The sequence below is a fragment of the Sphingopyxis fribergensis genome (assembly GCF_000803645.1).
GTDB classification, from domain to species: Bacteria; Pseudomonadota; Alphaproteobacteria; order Sphingomonadales; family Sphingomonadaceae; genus Sphingopyxis; species Sphingopyxis fribergensis.
Map to the genome: position 1 here is coordinate 987,477 of NZ_CP009122.1, position 16,547 is coordinate 1,004,023.

Annotated in this window: 15 protein-coding genes; 6 read left to right on the forward strand and 9 right to left on the reverse strand. The window is 65.4% G+C overall.

Annotation, left to right across the window (positions count from 1 at the left end; all coding sequences use genetic code 11):
• Positions 1-61: 61 nt before the first annotated feature.
• Positions 62-958: a haloalkane dehalogenase gene (locus tag SKP52_RS04610; protein WP_321164069.1), complete on the forward strand. Its 897-nt coding sequence runs from the start codon at positions 62-64 to the stop codon at positions 956-958.
• Here SKP52_RS04610 and SKP52_RS04615 read toward each other — a convergent pair.
• Positions 948-2,237: an adenylosuccinate synthase gene (locus SKP52_RS04615; protein ID WP_039572272.1), complete on the reverse strand. Its 1,290-nt coding sequence runs from the start codon at positions 2,235-2,237 to the stop codon at positions 948-950. The two genes, SKP52_RS04610 and SKP52_RS04615, sit on opposite strands and share 11 nt — an antisense overlap.
• A gap of 147 nt (positions 2,238-2,384) precedes the next feature.
• On the opposite strand from SKP52_RS04615, the gene SKP52_RS04620 reads away from it, so the two are divergent.
• Entirely contained in the window at positions 2,385-3,329 is a 945-nt protein-coding gene (locus SKP52_RS04620; RefSeq protein ID WP_039572275.1) for an alpha/beta hydrolase, read from the forward strand.
• Positions 3,330-3,595: 266 nt separating this feature from the next.
• Complete coding sequence (locus tag SKP52_RS04625) at positions 3,596-3,994, forward strand: DOPA 4,5-dioxygenase family protein (RefSeq protein ID WP_228383821.1); 399 nt, start codon at positions 3,596-3,598, stop codon at positions 3,992-3,994.
• Here the strand turns inward: SKP52_RS04625 and SKP52_RS04630 are convergent.
• From SKP52_RS04630 to SKP52_RS04640, 3 genes are all read right to left on the reverse strand, one after another.
• Positions 3,991-5,103 (reverse strand): ATP phosphoribosyltransferase regulatory subunit, encoded by a 1,113-nt coding sequence (locus tag SKP52_RS04630; protein WP_039572278.1) that lies wholly within the window; start codon positions 5,101-5,103, stop codon positions 3,991-3,993. The two genes, SKP52_RS04625 and SKP52_RS04630, sit on opposite strands and share 4 nt — an antisense overlap.
• A gap of 172 nt (positions 5,104-5,275) precedes the next feature.
• Positions 5,276-6,862, reverse strand: coding sequence for a phosphoglycerate dehydrogenase (gene serA / locus SKP52_RS04635; protein ID WP_039572281.1), 1,587 nt, complete (start codon positions 6,860-6,862; stop codon positions 5,276-5,278).
• 140 nt (positions 6,863-7,002) lie between these two features.
• The gene (locus SKP52_RS04640; protein ID WP_039572283.1) at positions 7,003-8,130 is read right to left on the reverse strand and encodes a phosphoserine transaminase; all 1,128 of its coding nucleotides are present in this window, start codon (positions 8,128-8,130) and stop codon (positions 7,003-7,005) included.
• Positions 8,131-8,301: 171 nt separating this feature from the next.
• On the opposite strand from SKP52_RS04640, the gene SKP52_RS04645 reads away from it, so the two are divergent.
• Positions 8,302-9,003, forward strand: coding sequence for an extensin family protein (locus SKP52_RS04645; RefSeq protein ID WP_052207818.1), 702 nt, complete (start codon positions 8,302-8,304; stop codon positions 9,001-9,003).
• A gap of 142 nt (positions 9,004-9,145) precedes the next feature.
• The gene (locus SKP52_RS04650) at positions 9,146-10,018 is read left to right on the forward strand and encodes an LOG family protein (RefSeq protein WP_039572286.1); all 873 of its coding nucleotides are present in this window, start codon (positions 9,146-9,148) and stop codon (positions 10,016-10,018) included.
• 102 nt (positions 10,019-10,120) lie between these two features.
• Here SKP52_RS04650 and SKP52_RS04655 read toward each other — a convergent pair whose 3' ends face one another.
• Both SKP52_RS04655 and SKP52_RS04660 read right to left on the reverse strand, forming a co-directional pair.
• Positions 10,121-10,552: a c-type cytochrome gene (locus tag SKP52_RS04655; protein ID WP_039572288.1), complete on the reverse strand. Its 432-nt coding sequence runs from the start codon at positions 10,550-10,552 to the stop codon at positions 10,121-10,123.
• Entirely contained in the window at positions 10,552-11,226 is a 675-nt protein-coding gene (locus SKP52_RS04660; protein ID WP_039572292.1) for a c-type cytochrome, read from the reverse strand. The genes SKP52_RS04655 and SKP52_RS04660 overlap by 1 nt, the downstream gene beginning before the upstream one ends.
• A 182-nt stretch (positions 11,227-11,408) precedes the next feature.
• Between SKP52_RS04660 and SKP52_RS04665 the strand changes: the two genes are divergently transcribed.
• Positions 11,409-12,302 carry a prephenate dehydratase gene (locus tag SKP52_RS04665; RefSeq protein WP_039579794.1) on the forward strand — a complete coding sequence of 298 codons (894 nt, stop codon included), beginning with the start codon at positions 11,409-11,411 and terminating at the stop codon, positions 12,300-12,302.
• Positions 12,303-12,347: 45 nt separating this feature from the next.
• Here SKP52_RS04665 and SKP52_RS04670 read toward each other — a convergent pair whose 3' ends face one another.
• From SKP52_RS04670 to polA, 3 genes are all read right to left on the reverse strand, one after another.
• Positions 12,348-13,022 (reverse strand): CDP-alcohol phosphatidyltransferase family protein, encoded by a 675-nt coding sequence (locus tag SKP52_RS04670; RefSeq protein WP_039572294.1) that lies wholly within the window; start codon positions 13,020-13,022, stop codon positions 12,348-12,350.
• Positions 13,023-13,141: 119 nt separating this feature from the next.
• Positions 13,142-13,633: a hypothetical protein gene (locus SKP52_RS04675; protein WP_039572297.1), complete on the reverse strand. Its 492-nt coding sequence runs from the start codon at positions 13,631-13,633 to the stop codon at positions 13,142-13,144.
• Positions 13,630-16,440 carry a DNA polymerase I gene (polA, locus tag SKP52_RS04680; RefSeq protein ID WP_039572299.1) on the reverse strand — a complete coding sequence of 937 codons (2,811 nt, stop codon included), beginning with the start codon at positions 16,438-16,440 and terminating at the stop codon, positions 13,630-13,632. The genes SKP52_RS04675 and polA overlap by 4 nt, the downstream gene beginning before the upstream one ends.
• Positions 16,441-16,547: the final 107 nt, after the last annotated feature.

Sequence of the window (16,547 nt, forward strand, 5' to 3'; positions counted from 1 at the left end):
ACGACTTGCACCGAAACGGAAGCGGCCTAAGCTGTGACGGACCAAGGGTGGGGGAGAGAATATGATGCGCGTCTATCGCACGCCGGAGGAGCGTTTTACAGGTCTGCCCGATTGGCCCTATGCGCCCAAATATCTTGACATCGCGGGCGGGCTTCGCGTCCATTATGTTGACGAAGGCGCAGCCGATGCGCAGCCGGTGCTGATGCTGCATGGCGAGCCGACCTGGTCCTATCTTTATCGCCATATGATCGGCCCTGCGACGGCGTCGGGTTTCCGCGTCGTCGCGCCCGACCTCATCGGCTTCGGCCGTTCGGACAAGCCGCTCGACCGGGGCGCGTACAGCTATGCTGCGCAAGTGGCGTGGATGCGGCAATGGATCGAGGCGCTCGACCTTCGGAACATGATCCTCGCCTGTCAGGACTGGGGTTCGCTGATCGGGCTGCGGCTCGTCGCCGAAATGCCGGAACGCTTTGCCGGGGTCGCGCTCTCGAACGGTGGCCTTCCCGAGGGCCAGCCGGCACCGCGCGCCTTCGCGATCTGGCGCGCTTTCTCTCGCTACAGCCCGATCTTCCCGATCGGCAAGATCGTCAAGGCGGGGGCGAAGCGCGAATTGAGCGCCGCCGAGATTGCCGCCTATGACGCACCCTTTCCGACGCGTGCGTCGAAGGTGGCGGCACGCGTCTATCCCTCCTTCGTCCCGCTAGGCGACAATGTCGCGGTCCCCGACCAGAAACGCGCGTGGGCGGTGCTGGAGGCGTTCGACAAGCCTTTCCTCTGCTGTTTTTCCGACGGCGACCCGATCACGCGCGGCGGCGATGCGCTGTTCACCGGACGCGTGCCCGGCACGCAAGGCATGACGCACCGCACGCTGAAGGGCGGCCACTTCATTCAGGAGGACGACCCGGCGGGCTTCGTCGCGGCGATCCGCGACGTCGCTGTCGCTAGCGTCAGTCGCTGAACGGATCGCGGATCAGGATCGTATCTTCGCGCTCGGGGCTGGTCGACACGAGCGCGATCGGCGTTTCGATCAATTCCTGCACGCGTTGGATATATTTGATCGCCTGCGCGGGGAGGTCGGCATAGCTGCGCGCGCCCGCGGTCGATTCGTGCCAGCCGTCCATTTCCTCATAGATCGGCTCGACCTCGGCCTGATCGGCCGAATGCGCGGGGAAATAGTCGAGGATTTTGCCGCGAAGACGATAGCCGGTGCAGATGCGGATCGTGTCGAAACCGTCGAGTACGTCGAGCTTGGTCAGCGCGATCCCGGTGACGCCTGATACCGCACAGCTCTGGCGCACGAGCACCGCGTCGAACCAGCCGCAGCGGCGCTTGCGCCCGGTGACGGTGCCGAATTCATGCCCGCGCTCGCCGAGCCGTTGGCCGATCTCATCCTCAAGCTCGGTCGGGAAGGGGCCGCTGCCGACGCGCGTCGTGTACGCCTTGGCGATGCCGAGCACGAAGCCCACCGCGCCGGGGCCGAGGCCTGAACCGCTCGCAGCAGTCCCGCTGACGGTGTTCGAGCTGGTGACAAAGGGATAGGTGCCGTGATCGACGTCGAGCAGCACGCCCTGCGCGCCTTCGAACAGGATGCGCGCCCCGGCCTTGCGGACCTTCTTCAGGCGCTTCCACACCGGCTGCGCATATTCGAGCACATAGTCGGCGATTTCGGTGAGGTCGGCGATCAGGCGTTCGCGGTCGATGGGGGGTTCGCCAAAACCGGCGCGCAGCGCGTCGTGGTGCGCGGTCAGGCGGTCGAGTTGCGGACCCAGCTTGTCGAGATGCGCGAGGTCGCAGACGCGGATCGCGCGGCGGCCGACCTTGTCCTCGTAAGCCGGGCCGATGCCGCGCCCGGTCGTGCCGATCTTGCCTGCGCCCGCAGCGGTTTCGCGCAGCGCGTCGAGGTCGCGATGGAAGGGCAGGATCAGCGCGCAATTGTCGGCAATCGCGAAATTCTCGGGATTGATCGCAACGCCCTGGCCGCGCAGCTTGGCGATCTCGTCGCGCAGCGCCCAAGGATCGAGCACGACGCCGTTGCCGATGATCGACAGCGTGCCGGTGACGATACCCGAGGGGAGCAGCGACAGCTTGTAGACCTGTTCGCCGACGACGAGCGTATGGCCGGCATTATGACCGCCCTGGAAACGGACCACGGCATCGGCGCGGCTGGCGAGCCAGTCGACGATCTTGCCCTTGCCCTCGTCGCCCCATTGCGACCCGATGACGGTAACATTTGCCATGATGCTGTCCTGCTGAACTAGGCCTCAAAACGACAGGTGCGGCCCGGCGCGGCCTTAGCGGATTTGGGCGCAGAGGCAACCCAAAGCGGGATGATTTTGCGACATTTGCGGGCGAGATTGATGCGGCCGCGACAATGGAGATGGGCGATGACGAGACAAGGCTGGTTTGGATATGTCGCGCTGGCGGCCTTCGCGGTCGCGAGCGTGAGCGTGCCGGCGCCCTTCGCCGACGCGCGCGAGAAAATGCGCGACCGACTGCGCGAGCGCCTGGCTGAGCGCATGGGAGCCGACCAAGGCCCGAAAGTGCCGGGTAGCGAGACGATTTCCTATGGCAGCGACGCGCTGCAAGTTCTTGACCTCTGGCGCGCCAAGGGGGCGAAGGGGCCGGCGCCGCTGGTCCTGTTCGTCCATGGCGGCGGGTGGAAACGCGGCAGCAAGGATAATGCGACGGGGCGCTTCAAGCCCGAACATTATCCCGCGGCCGGTTACGCCTTCGCCTCGATCAATTATCGGCTCGTGCCCGCGGCGACGGTCGAGCAGCAGGCGGCCGATGTCGCAAGCGCGGTCAAGGCGCTGGTCGATCGTGCCGATACGCTCGGCATCGACCGGCGGCGCATCGTGCTGATGGGGCATAGCGCCGTTGCGCATCTTGTCGCGCTGGTCGGCACCGACGAACGCTATCTTAAGGGCGTCGGCCTGTCCTTTGCCGACATCTCGGGCGTGATCCCGATCGACGGAGCGGCCTATGATGTGGCGGCGCAGATGAAGGATGGCCCGCCGATCATGCAGAAAACCTATGCGCAGGCGTTCGGGACCGATCCGGTTCGGCAAAAGGCGGTTTCGCCGACGCTGCAGGCGGGCGCGCCCAATGCGCCGCAATTCCTGCTGCTCTATGTGCAGCGCGCCGATGGTGTGCGGCAGGCCAAGGCCTTGGGCGCGGCGCTTGAAGCCGGCGGAAGCCGCGTCGAGCGCGGCAGCTTCCCCGGCGAGGGGCTGAAAGGCCATGCCGAAATCAACCGCAGCCTGGGCGATCCGGCTTATGCGCCGACGGCAACGGTCGATGCCTGGTTGAAGCGGGTATTTGGGCCTTAGAACGTCGGTTTTGGGGTGGTGAGCGGACGTAGCCCTCTCCCCTTCAGGGGAGAGGGTTGGGAGAGGGGGCGGAAGCAGTTCAAGCCCCTCTCAACTGCGGCTAGCCGGTAAAACCGGCAAGCCTTCTTATCTCTCCCCTGAAGGGGAGAGAACAAATCCTTCAACGTCCGCAACCGGTCGTTTCCCGACATTCATCATCCCGGGGCTTGACCCGGGCCCCGCCTTTTCCTTCAAGACAGGCAGGATCACGTCCGGCCTGACGGACGATGAACGAAAGCGATGTCTGCATGAACAACCCCGACGCCCCTTATCACGCCCATATCTATTGTGATCCCGCCGAACGGCCCGCCGCGGCCGCGCTGCGCGATGTTTTCGGCATCGACCCCGCGATCCTGTTTGTCGGCGACATGACCGAGGGTGCGGCGGGGCCGCATCCGATCGCGCAATATGAGGTGCATTTTCTCGGTGCGGCGGTTCCGGCGGTTGTCGCGACGATTAAGGCGACGGGGCTGCGCGCGCTCGTCCACCCGCTGACCGATGACGATCTCGCCGATCATACGACGCTGGCGCACTGGATCGGCGAACCCGTCGAACTTGATGTGACCGTGCTCGATCCGCCCGGAGTGAATCAGGGCATTCCGCGCTTTGGAATTTCGGACTTTTAGGCTTCGACCGGCCCGTCGGGGCTAAGCCGCCAGCCGCAGCCGAGCGCGCGTGCGTCGTCGGCTTCCGACAGCGCCGCGACCGTCTGCCAGTCGTCGGCGCGCAGACTTGCTGCCAGAGCGGGATCATGACCGAGCGGCAGGAAAATGCGGCGGTCGGCGTCGTCCTCGGCGCCGAGGCCGGCGTCGATCAACGGGTCGGGATAGAGCGAAAAGCCGACGGCCGCCTCTTCCTGTTCCCCAACCGGGATCGCATAGCCGCCACCGCGGCCCACCGCGTCGCCCTGTCCGGGGACGAAGATCTGAAAACCGAACCAGCTTTGATAGGCGAAGCCGTGGCGCTCGGTCGGGTCGAGCGTCAGCGTCACACGGTCGCGGATCGGCGCCGCGATCGCTTCGAGCGCGTCGATGCGCGCGGTAAGGACGCCGGTGGTGTCGAAAGCGCGCAGGTCAGCGATGGCCTGATCAAAGGGGCCGGTCGCGCGGAGCAAAGGCAGATAAGCCCCGGCGCCGAGCCGCGTCAGTGCGCCGGCATCCTTGGCGTCGAGTTCGTCGCGAAGCTGCTGGATATCGGCATCGACGGGCAGCGGGCCGCCGGCAAGCAGGTCGACGACGTCGGGCAGGGTGAAGTCGATCGTGACGGGGCCGATGCCCGCGGCTTCGAGCGCGTCGATCGCAACGGTCACGATCTCGCGCGCCGCCGCGACGCTATCGCTGCCGATCAGCTCGGCGCCGACCTGCAGCATCTCGCGTGCGGGACGGAGCTGGCTTGCGCGCAGTTTGACGACCTGTCCGGCGTAACAGAGGCGCAGCGGGCGCGGTGCTTTGGCGAGCAGCGAGGTGGCGATGCGGCCGACCTGCCGCGTGATGTCGGGACGGAGCGCGAGGGTGCGCTGCGACACCGGATCGGTGAAGCGCAGCAGGTCGCGCGTCGAACGCTCGTCCTCGCCGCCGAGCGTCTCGCGGAACTCTGCAAGCGGGGGGGATACGCGGCCATAGCCGTGCGCGCGCATCGCATCGACGAGCGCGCGGGTGACGCGCGACGCGGCCTCCGCCTGTCGGGGGAGGCGGTCGCGCAAGCCTTCGGGCAACAGGGCAGGGGCGCGGGTCATCGGCGGCTCTCCTAGCCTGTGATATGGGCATATGAAAGCCCCTCCCCTTCAGGGGAGGGGTTGGGGTGGGGTCTGTCAGCGTAGCGCAAGGCCGATGGACCCCTCCCGCTGCGACTAAGCCAGCAAGCTGGCAAGTCTCGCTGCCCTCCCCTGAAGGGGAGGGCGTAGGTGATCAGAACTTCAAGCCCTTCACGGTCTTCACGCCGGGAAGCTGGCAAAGCTGCCACAGAAGCGGTTCGGGCATCGGCGAGTCGAGGCTGAGCAGCAGCACCGCTTCGCCGCCCGCGGCGCGGCGACCGAGGTGGAAGGTGCCGATGTTGAGCCCGGCTTCGCCCAAGGCGGTGCCGATGCGGCCGATGAAGCCCGGCGCGTCCTCGTTGACGATATAGAGCATGTGGCCGTCGAGATCGGCCTCGACCTTGATCCCGAACATCTCGACCAGGCGCGGGTCGCCATTGCTGAACAAGGTACCCGCGACCGAACGGTCGCCGTCGCTCGTCGCCACGGTGACGCGGACGAGCGTGTGATAATCGCCGTCGCGATCATGACGGACTTCGCGCACATCGAGGCCGCGTTCGCGGGCAAGGTGCGGGGCGTTGACCATGTTCACGCTGTCCGAATAGCGGCGCATCAGGCCGGTGAGCACCGCGGCGGTGATCGGCTTGAGGTTCAGTTCGGCGGCGGCGCCTTCGACCTCGACCGAGATCGTCGTGAGATTGTCGTGCGCAAGCTGGCCGACGAGGCTGCCGAGCTTTTCGGCGAGGCTCATATAGGGGCGCAGCTTCGGGGCTTCCTCGGCCGAGAGGCTGGGGACGTTGAGCGCGTTGGTGATCCCGCCGGTGAGCAGGTAATCGCTAATCTGTTCAGCGACCTGGATCGCGACATTGACCTGCGCCTCGTCGGTCGACGCACCGAGGTGCGGGGTGCAAATGAAGTTCGGCGCGCCGAACAGCGGATGATCGGCCGCCGGGGGTTCCTGCGCGAACACGTCGAGCGCGGCGCCCGCGACATGGCCCGATTCCAGAGCATCCTTCAGCGCCGCTTCATCGATCAGCCCGCCGCGCGCGCAGTTGATGATCCGCACGCCCTTCTTCGCCTTGGCGATGTTCTCGGCGGACAATATGTTGCGCGTCTGGTCGGTCAGCGGCGTGTGCAGCGTGATGAAATCGGCCTTGGCGAGCAAGGTGTCGAGATCGGCCTTTTCGACGCCGAGCTCGATCGCGCGCTCGGGGGTCAGAAAGGGGTCGAAAGCGACGACTTTCATGCGCAGGCCCAGCGCGCGTTCGGCGACGATGCTGCCGATGTTGCCGCAACCGATCAGGCCGAGCGTCTTCGAGGTCAGCTCGACCCCCATGAAGTCGTTCTTCGGCCATTTGCCCGCCTGCGTCCCGGCATTGGCTTCGGGAATCTGGCGGGCGAGCGCGAACATCATCGCGATTGCATGTTCGGCGGTGGTGATGCTGTTGCCGAAGGGGGTGTTCATCACGATGACGCCCTTTTTCGAGGCCTCGGGAATGTCGACATTGTCGACGCCGATCCCGGCGCGGCCGACGACCTTCAGTTTCGTCGCGGCGGCGAGCACGTCGGCGGTGACCTTGGTGGCCGAGCGGATCGCGAGGCCGTCATAGTCGCCGATCATCGCGATCAGCTCGTCCTTGGTCTTGCCGGTAATGACGTCGACGTCGATGCCGCGTTCCTTGAAGATCGCGGCGGCTTTGGGGTCCATTTTGTCGGAAATCAGAACTTTGGGTGCGGTCATTTTAATCTCCCTCTCCCCTTCAGGGGAGAGGGCCGGGGAGAGGGGGATGCCTGTCGCCGGCCCTATGTTGATGTAGGAATGGAGCGGGGTATCGTCCCCCTCTCCCAACCCTCTCCCCTGAAGGGGAGAGGGCGATAAGGTCAGTTCTTGAGCGAGGCGTAGGCCCAGTCGAGCCACGGGCCGAGCGCCTCGATGTCGGCGGTGTCGACAGTCGCGCCGCACCAGATGCGAAGGCCGGGGGGCGCGTCGCGGTAACCCGCGATGTCATAGGCCGCGCCTTCGGCTTCGAGCAGGCCGGCGAACTTCTTGATGAAGCCCTCGTCGGCGCCCGCAACCGACAGGCAGACCGACGTCTTCGACCGGCTCGCCGGATCGGTAGCAAGATGGCTCAGCCAGTCGCGTTCCGACACGATCTTGTCGAGCACCGCGGCGTTCGCATCGCTGCGCGCCTTGAGGCCGTCGAGACCGCCCAAGGACTTCGCCCATTCGAGCGCGAAGATCGCATCCTCGACCGCGAGCATCGACGGGGTGTTGATCGTCTCGCCCTTGAACACGCCTTCGGTCAGCGCGCCCTTCGACACGAGGCGGAACACTTTGGGGAGCGGCCAGGCGGGGGCGTAGGTTTCGAGCCGTTCGACCGCGCGAGGGCCGAGGATCAGGACGCCATGGCCGCCCTCGCCGCCGAGCACTTTCTGCCAGCTGAAGGTGGCGACGTCGATCTTGTCCCACGGCAGGTCGTAAGCGAACACGGCGCTGGTCGCGTCGGCAAAGCTCAGCCCTTCGCGATCGGCGGCGATCCAGTCGCCGTTCGGGACGCGCACGCCGCTGGTGGTGCCGTTCCAGGTGAAGAGCACGTCGTTCGACCAGTCGACCTGATTGAGGTCGGGAAGCTGGCCGTAATCGGCGCGGATGACCGTCGGGTCGAGCTTGAGCTGCTCGGCGGCATCGGTGACCCAGCCCTCGCCAAAGCTCTCCCATGCGAGCGTCGTGACCGGCTTGGCTCCAAGCATCGTCCACATCGCCATTTCAAAGGCGCCGGTGTCGCTGCCCGGAACGATGCCGATGCGGTGCGTATCGGGCAGTTGCAGCATCTCGCGCATCAGGTCGATGCAATAAGCGAGACGCGTCTTGCCGATCTTCGCACGATGCGAGCGGCCGAGCGATTCGGTGGCTAGTTTTTCGGGGGACCAGACCGGCGGTTTGGCGCAGGGTCCGGAAGAAAAATAGGGGCGCGCAGGGCGCAATTCAGGCGTCGGCACTTCACTCATTATAGTCTCTCCTTGCAGAGAGCTCGCGCGGCGTTGGGACCGCGTGGCCCGGCGCCGCGTTTAGGGTGGCTCGCGCAACTGTCAAACAAATTGCATGGACCGCGCGAAATTTTCGACGAGTGGAGAAAAAGGTATACAGCTTGTTAACCATTTCGTCGGTAATTTGACGCCATGCCGATCCCGACGTTCTTGAAACCCCGGATCCTGATCGCCGCCAGTGCGGCGCTGGCGCTGTCCGCCTGTTTCGGCGCCCCCGACGTGATGAAGAATGGCGGCGGTAAACAATCGACGACGACCAAGCCGAGCCGCCCGCAGGTCGTCGGCACCCCCTCCTTCACCACCGCCGAAGCGCAGCAGTGCGCATTCGACCTCAAACAGGCGGGGGTGCGTTTCACGCCGCTGCCGAACCAGGATCATGGCGGCGGCTGCACCTCGATCGATTCGGTAAAGCTGCTCGACATCGGCACGCCCGTGTCGGGGCTCGGCTCGATGACTTGTCCGCTCGCAAAGAATTTCGCGGCTTGGGTGCAATATGCGGTGAAACCCGCAGCGCGGAAATATCTCGGGCAGGAGGTCGTCAAGATCGAGACCTTCGGAACCTATAGCTGCCGCAACATCTATGGCGGCCGGTCGGGGCGGATGTCGCAGCACGCCTTTTCGAATGCCATCGACGTATCAGGCTTCTTGCTCGCCGACGGGCGCCGCGTCATGCTCGACGGCGGTTGGACCGGCGATAAATCGTCGCAGGAATTCCTGCGCGCGCTGCACAAATCGGGCTGCCGCCGCTTCGGCACCGTGCTCGGTCCCGATTACAACGCGGCGCACTATAATCATTTCCACTTCGACATGAGCGGCAACGGCTACTGCCGTTGATTTCTTCGTCATGCCGGGCTTGACCCGGTATTCATAGGCGCTCGGAAGAATGGACCCCGGATCAAGTCCGGGGTGACGAAGAGGGACGGGTAAGCGGTCCCCTGTCTTGGCAAAGTCACGCGAAGCGTCTAGCCGTCCGCCAATGGCCGAAGATAAACAACCCCATCGCTCGCGTTTCCACAAAGCCAAGGACGACGCGCATTTCGCCAAGCAGGCGACCACCACCCCGCAGACGGCACATCCCGCCTACAAGCTGGCGTTCCAGGACAATGATTTCCTGCTGCGCGAGGATTTGCGCCCCGTGCGCTTCCAGCTCGAGCTGCTCAAGCCCGAATTGATGCTCGACGAGGCGGGCATTGAATCGACGCTGGTCGTCTACGGCTCAGCGCGCATTCCCGAACCGTCGCAGGCCGACGCGCTGGAAGCCGCGGCGACCGACGACGCGCAGCGCAACATCGCCCGCCGTCTGAAGGCGAAGGCGAAATATTATGACGAGGCGCGCGCGCTCGCACGGCTTGCGAGTCAATATCCGTGCGACGACAAGGGCTGCCGCCATTTCGTCGTCTGTTCGGGCGGCGGGCCGTCGATCATGGAAGCGGCGAACCGCGGCGCCGACGACGAGGGCCGCGAATCGATCGGCCTCAACATCGTGCTGCCGCACGAGCAGGCGCCGAACCGCTTCGTGACGCCGTCGCTGAGCTTCCAGTTCCACTATTTCGCGCTGCGCAAGATGCATTTCCTGCTCCGCGCGCGCGCCGTCTGCGTCTTCCCGGGCGGATTCGGCACGTTCGACGAGATGTTCGAGCTGCTGACGCTGATCCAGACCGGCAAAATCAAGCCGATCCCGATTGTGCTGTTCGGCAAGGAGTTCTGGCACCGCGTCGTCAATTTCGAGGCGCTGGTCGAAGAGGGCGTCGTCAGCGCGCGCGATCTCGACCTGTTCCAATTCGTCGAGACCGCCGACGAGGCGTGGGCAATCATCCAGGATTTTTACGCGAACATCGAACAGCAATGAAATGACCGTCGCCCCCGCGCAGGCGGGGGCCGCAGTCGGTATGCGCCTCCTCGTCGCTGGATCGAGTCTCCAGCGGCCCCCGCCTGCGCGGGGGCGACGAAGTTATTTCGACTGCTCTTCCAGATAGAGGATCAGCGCCTTGCGATCCAAGGGATCGATGACCCCCGCGAACGCCATGCGCGTGCCGGGCAGGGCCTTCATCGGCGCTTCCAGATAGGTGTCGAGTGCGGCCGCGTCCCAGACGCCACCCTTGGCCTTCATCGCGCCCGAATAGGAAAAACTGGCGTGTGACGCGACCGGTCGCCCGACGATGCCGTGAAGGTTGGGGCCGATGCCGTTCGCGCCGCCCTTGTCGATCGTGTGGCAGGCGACGCAGCGTTTGAAGACCTGCTCACCCATTGTTGCCGTGGGGGCGACGGCGGACATTTCTACGTCGGGAGTAACCGGCGCAGCTGATGGGCTGTCTTGTTCGTCGTTCTTGCCGCAACCAGCCAGCGCGAGCGCGCCCGCCAGCAGGACGGGCGCGATCCGCATTATTTCTTGGCTTCGGCCGGTGCGGGGGCTGCTGCCGCTGCGTCGGCTGCGGGAGCGGCAGCGCCCTCGGCGGCAGGCGCAGCACCTTCGGCGGCAGGCGCAGCGCCCTCGGCGGCAGGCGCAGCGCCTTCGGCCGGTGCCGCGGCAGCTTCGGCGGCGGGCAGCGGCAGGTTCGAGCCCTGGGCGTTCAAATAAACGATCAGGTTCGCGCGGTCTTCGGGGCTCGACAGGCCCGCGAACGACATTTTCGTGCCTGGCGCGAACTTCCGCGGGCTGGTCAGCCACGCGTTCATCTTTTCAAAATCCCAGCTGCCGCCCATGCCCGACAGCGCCGCCGAGAAGGCGAAGCCATGCTTGCCGTGGCCGATTTCCTCGCCGAGCGTGCCGAACAGATTGGGACCGATGCCGTTGGCGCCGCCCGAGTTGATCGTGTGGCATGCCGCGCATTTCGCGAACACCGCTTCGCCCTTCGCCACATCGGCGGCGGCAAGCAGGTTGGGGAGCGGCACGGCCGATTCGCCGCCACCGGCGCCGGCTTCGGCGTCTTCGATCGGATAACCGGGCTTTTCGGGGTTGTGGCTGGCAAACAACATCTGCGACCCGATGGTCAGGCCCAGCGCGCAAATGCCGGCAAACAGTGCCCAGCCGGCAATAGTATTGTTGCGATTGTCCATGCTCTAGCAGCCCCGTTTACGGGCGCCCGCTTGCCGGGCGCATATTTGATTTGGTCGCTCCCTTACTGGCGCGGCGACGGCGGCGCAAGGGGATGAAATCGCGGAAGGGAACGGCGCGCGCGTCGGTTGCGCAGGTCAGGCGGTGCGGCTATGCGCCGCGGCTCCAGCTTGGGAAGGCAATCATGGGCAGTTATTCGGCTTCGGCACAGCATCTGGTCGACGAAATGCGTAGCGCGGCGCTCGCGGAACCCGCGCGCGGGTTGGCGTTTCAGGGTGCGCCCGGCGCGAACAGCGACCTCGCCGCGCGCGAATATGACCCCAATTCGCTGCCGATGCCCTGCTACGCGTTTCAGGACGCGATCGATGCCGTGCGCGACGGCCGCGTCGACCGCGCGATCATCCCCATTGAAAACAGCCTGCACGGCCGCGTCGCCGACATCCATTTCCTGCTCCCCGAATCCGGCCTGTCGATCGTCGGCGAGCATTTCCTGCCGATCCGTTACGGCTTGATGAGCCGCGACCTCGGCCCGGTGACGCGCGCGATGAGCCACGAGCAGGCGCTGGGCCAATGCCGTCACTGGCTGCGCGCCAATAATATCGCGCCCGTCGCGCACAGCGATACCGCGGGCGCTGCGGCTTGGGTCGCCGACAGCGACGAGGTCGGCCTCGCCGCGCTCGCGCCGCCGCATGCGGCCGAACTCTATGGCCTGACGCTGCACGGCACCGGGATGGAAGACGCCGACCATAATATGACGCGCTTCGTCATCCTCGCGCGCGAACCGCTGCCCGATTTTTCGGCGATCGAAGGGCCGGTGATGACGACCTTCATGTTCGAGGTGAAGAATATCCCCGCCGCGCTCTACAAGGCGCTGGGCGGCTTTGCGACCAACGGCGTCAACATGACGAAGCTCGAAAGCTATCAGACCGGGGGCAGCTTTGCGGCAACGCAATTTTACGCCGATATCGTCGGCGCCCCCGGCGATGAACGTATCGATCGCGCGCTTGAGGAGCTGGATTTTCAGACCAAGTCGCTGCGGCTGCTCGGCACCTATCCGCAGGCGCGGGTGCGGCCCTGACGTCGAAGGATAGCGGCACTGGCCGGTGCCGCCTCTCCGATAACCCTAGCCGCCGCGGCGACGCAGCATCCGCGCGGTCGCCGACGTCTGGACGATGAACAAAGTCACGAGGACGCTGGAGACGACCAGCGCGAACAGGTCGAAGGGCGAGAAATTGGTCCCGTGAATATCGCGGCCGCCGACAATCGGCATCAGTGCGGTCATCGCCATCAGCATCAGGCGCAACTCGGTCGGCCCGCCCGCCATATAGGACAAGCGAAATTCGCCGACGACCTTGGCCGCGATAAAGGTGTGGATCGACAGCAGGAAATAACCGATCACCGCCATCAGCGCGACGTCGAGCCGCATATAGGGGCTCATCCCGATCGCGCTGATCATCAGCAATGTCGCGAGCGCATCGACGCTATGATCGACGAAATAGCCGTAATTGGGCCGTTCGATCCCGCGCCAGCGCGCCAGGCTGCCGTCGAGCGAATCTCCGAACCAGTTGATGATATAACCGACGAGCGACAGGCCGAGCCATTCGCTGTCGAACCAGCTGAGCAGATATCCCGCCGCGACCAGCACCGCGCCGACGAAGCCGAGCGTGGTGAGTTGGTCGGGAGTCACCCAGCCGGGAAGGCGCGCGCATAACCAGTTGAGAAGACGGCGTTCGCTGCGCGCAAGAATATTCTGCTGAATGCGGACCGGCGCTTTGGCGACGGGTTCGAACTTGCTCATGAGGACCCTTTATTGCCGGCTGTCACAAAAGTGCCGGCCAGATGTCATCATGGGGTCATAGAGATAAAGTCGCGGTCGCGAAAGGGCGGGGCGGTCGGTGCGGCGCGCGAACGCGGCGGTCAGTCCTGCCAGGGACCGATTTCACCAACATCGCCGACCGCGCGATAACGTACCGCGTCGTCGACCCATGCCACCTCCCACATCGGCGCGGGGCGGGCCCATTCGCCGATCACAAACAAAGGCAGCTTGTTGGCGGCGACAAAGGCGAGGTCGTCGGGGGTCGGGCCGGGGACGATCGTTTCGGACCGCTGGTGCAGCCGCACGACCGCGAGCGTGGCCGGCGGCGGCGGCGGCAGCGACTGGCGCGAGGGAAAGCCGATGCTCGCGGCGATCACGGGAAAGCCCTTTTCATCGCGGGCGATCAGCAGCACCTTGTCGGCGGTAGCATAGGGGCCGCCAACCGCGCGGCCAACGACCTTGCGCCCGGCGATCGCGGCGAATTCGCGCAGATCGGTGTCGGCGACCGGCGACGCCGCGCTGGCCGCCGTAGCGGGAGCCGCGACAACGGGATCGGCGGCGAGCGCCGCGACGAACAGCAGCGCGGCGATCAATGCGCTTCGCCCCAGCTCTTGCCGATGCCGACCTCGACCTCGAGCGGGACCGACAGCGTGAGTGCGGGTTCGGCGGCGCCCGACATCACCGCGCGGATTACCGCGCCCGCGGCTTCGGCCTTGTCCTCGGGCGCCTCGAACACCAGTTCGTCGTGGACCTGGAGCAGCATGCGGACGTCGGAGAGGCCCGCGTCGGCGAGGGCTTTCGGCATGCGCGCCATCGCGCGTTTGATCAGGTCGGCGCTGGTGCCCTGGATCGGGGCGTTGATCGCGGCGCGCTCGCTGCCCGCGCGTTCATTCTGGTTCGCCGCCTTGATGCGCGGGAACCAGGTTTTCCGGCCGAATAAGGTCTCCGTATAGCCCTTGGCACGCACGCTTTCGAGCGTGTCGGTGATATAGTCCGAAATGCCGGGAAAGCGTTCGAAATAGCGGGAGATCAGCGCCTGCGCCTCGTCGGGCGTGACTTCGAGCCGGCCCGCGAGGCCCCATCGCGAAATGCCATAGAGGATCGAGAAATTGACCGTCTTGGCCTTGCCGCGCGTGTCGCGGTTGACCTCGCCGAACAATTCGATCGCGGTCGCGGCGTGAATGTCCTCGCCCTTAGCGAAGGCCTGTTTGAGTTCGGGCACGTCAGCCATATGCGCTGCGAGCCGAAGCTCGATCTGGCTATAATCGGCGGCGATCAGCACATGGCCCGGCGCGGCGATGAAGGCGTCGCGGATCTGGCGCCCGGTCTCGGTCCGAATCGGGATGTTCTGAAGGTTCGGATCGGTCGACGACAGGCGCCCGGTCTGCGCGCCGACGAGGCTGTAGCTGGTGTGCACACGCCCGGTCGTCGCGTTGATCTGTTGCTGCAGCGCGTCGGTATAGGTCGACTTCAGCTTCGCGAGCTGGCGCCATTCCAGTATCTTGCGCGCAATTGGCACGCCGTCGCGTTCGAGGCGTTCGAGTTCGCTGAGGTCGGTCGACCAGTCGCCCGACTTGCCCTTGCGCCCGCCTTTCAGGCCCAGCTTGTCAAACAGGATTTCACCAAGCTGCTTCGGGCTGCCGATCGCGAAGGGCTGGCCGGCGAGACCGTGGATTTCGCCTTCGATACGCAGCATCTCGGTCGCGAACTCGCCCGACAGCTTCGCCAGATATTCGCGGTCGACCATGATGCCGGCGCGCTCCATACCCTCGACGATCGAGGCGAGCGGGCGGTCGACCATTTCATAGATGCGCGTCCCGCCCTCGATCGGCAGACGGAGCTTGAGGAGTTTCCACAGGCGCAGCGCGACGTCGGCGTCCTCGGCGGCATATTCGGTCGCACGGTCGAGCTGCACTTCGGCAAAGCTGATCTGCGATTTGCCCGTCCCGCACATTTCCTTGAAGGTCAGGCAGATGTGATCGAGGTGGAGCTTCGCCAGCTCGTCGAGCCCGTGCTGATGCTTGCCCGCGTCGAGCGCGAAGCTCATCACCAGCGTATCGTCATAGGGCGCGACGGTAACGCCATGCTGCGCGAGCACGCCGATGTCATATTTGAGATTATGCCCGACCTTCAGCACCGCATCGTCGGCGAGCAATGCGTGCAGGCGCCCGATCGCGACGTCCATCGCGATCTGTTCGGGCTTTTCGGCGAACATGTCGGTGCCGCCGTGGCCGAGCGGGATATAGCAGGCGCGGCCCGGTGCGGTCGCCATGCTCACCCCGACCAGGCGGCCGGTGACGCTGTCGAGGCTCGCGGTTTCGGTGTCGATCCCGACGACATGCGCGGCGCGCGCTTCGGCGATCCAGCGGTCGAGCGCCTCGACCGTGGTGACGCATTCATAGGCCGCCCGGTCGATGGGCGGCATCGCGGGCAGCGTCGGAGTCGCCGGCCCCGCGGACGCGGCCGTTAGCGAGGCGTTCGCGCGCGGAAAGGTCGGCGGGCCGCCCGGCGTCGCGCCGAGGTCGAGCTTGGCCGAGAGCGAACGGAAGCCATGTTCGTCGAGGAAGGTCTTGAGCGGAAGCGGCGGGATTGCGCCGAGCTTCAGGTCGTCGAGCGCGTCGGGGAGGGGGCAGTCGCGTTTCAGGTCGACGAGGATGCGCGACAGTTCGGCCATGCCGCGATGCTCGATCAGATTGTCGCGCAGCTTCGACGCCTTCATGCCCTCGGCGCCGTCGAGCGCGGCGGTCAGATTGCCATATTCCTGGATCAGCTTGGTCGCGGTCTTCGGCCCGACGCCGCGCACGCCCGGCACATTATCGACGCTGTCGCCCATCAGCGCGAGCACGTCGCCGACCAGATCGGGCGTCACGCCGAATTTCTCGTTCACGGCTTCCAGCCCGAGCCGCACATTTTTCATCGTGTCGAGCATGTCGACATGCGGACCTTCGCTGGGCTCGCGTATCAGCTGCATCAGATCCTTGTCGCTCGACACGATCGTAACGTCCCAGCCCTCGCGCACCGCGGCCTCGGCATAGGAGGCGATCAGGTCGTCGGCCTCCAAGCCTTCCATCTCGATGCAGGGCAGCGAAAAGGCGCGCGTCGCGTCGCGGATCAGCGGAAATTGCGGGCGAAGGTCTTCGGGCGGTTCGGGCCGGTTCGCCTTATATTGATCGTAAATCTCGTTGCGAAACGACTGGCTTGAATGATCGAGGATCACCGCAAGATGCGTCGGCCCGTCGGCGTCGTGCAAATCCTTGGCGAGCTTCCACAGCATCGTCGTGTAGCCATAGACCGCGCCGACGGGCACCCCCTTCGGGTTCGTCAGCGGCGGCAGGCGGTGATAGGCGCGGAAGATGTAACTGGAGCCATCGACCAGATAGAGATGATTCTTCTCGGACATGGCGCGGATGTAGCAGCGACGACGCGGGCGGCCTAGGGCGCTGTTCCCTCTTTCTTCCCCTCATATTTGCGGAGACGAATGATGGGCGCAAGGTTCATGTCGGCCTT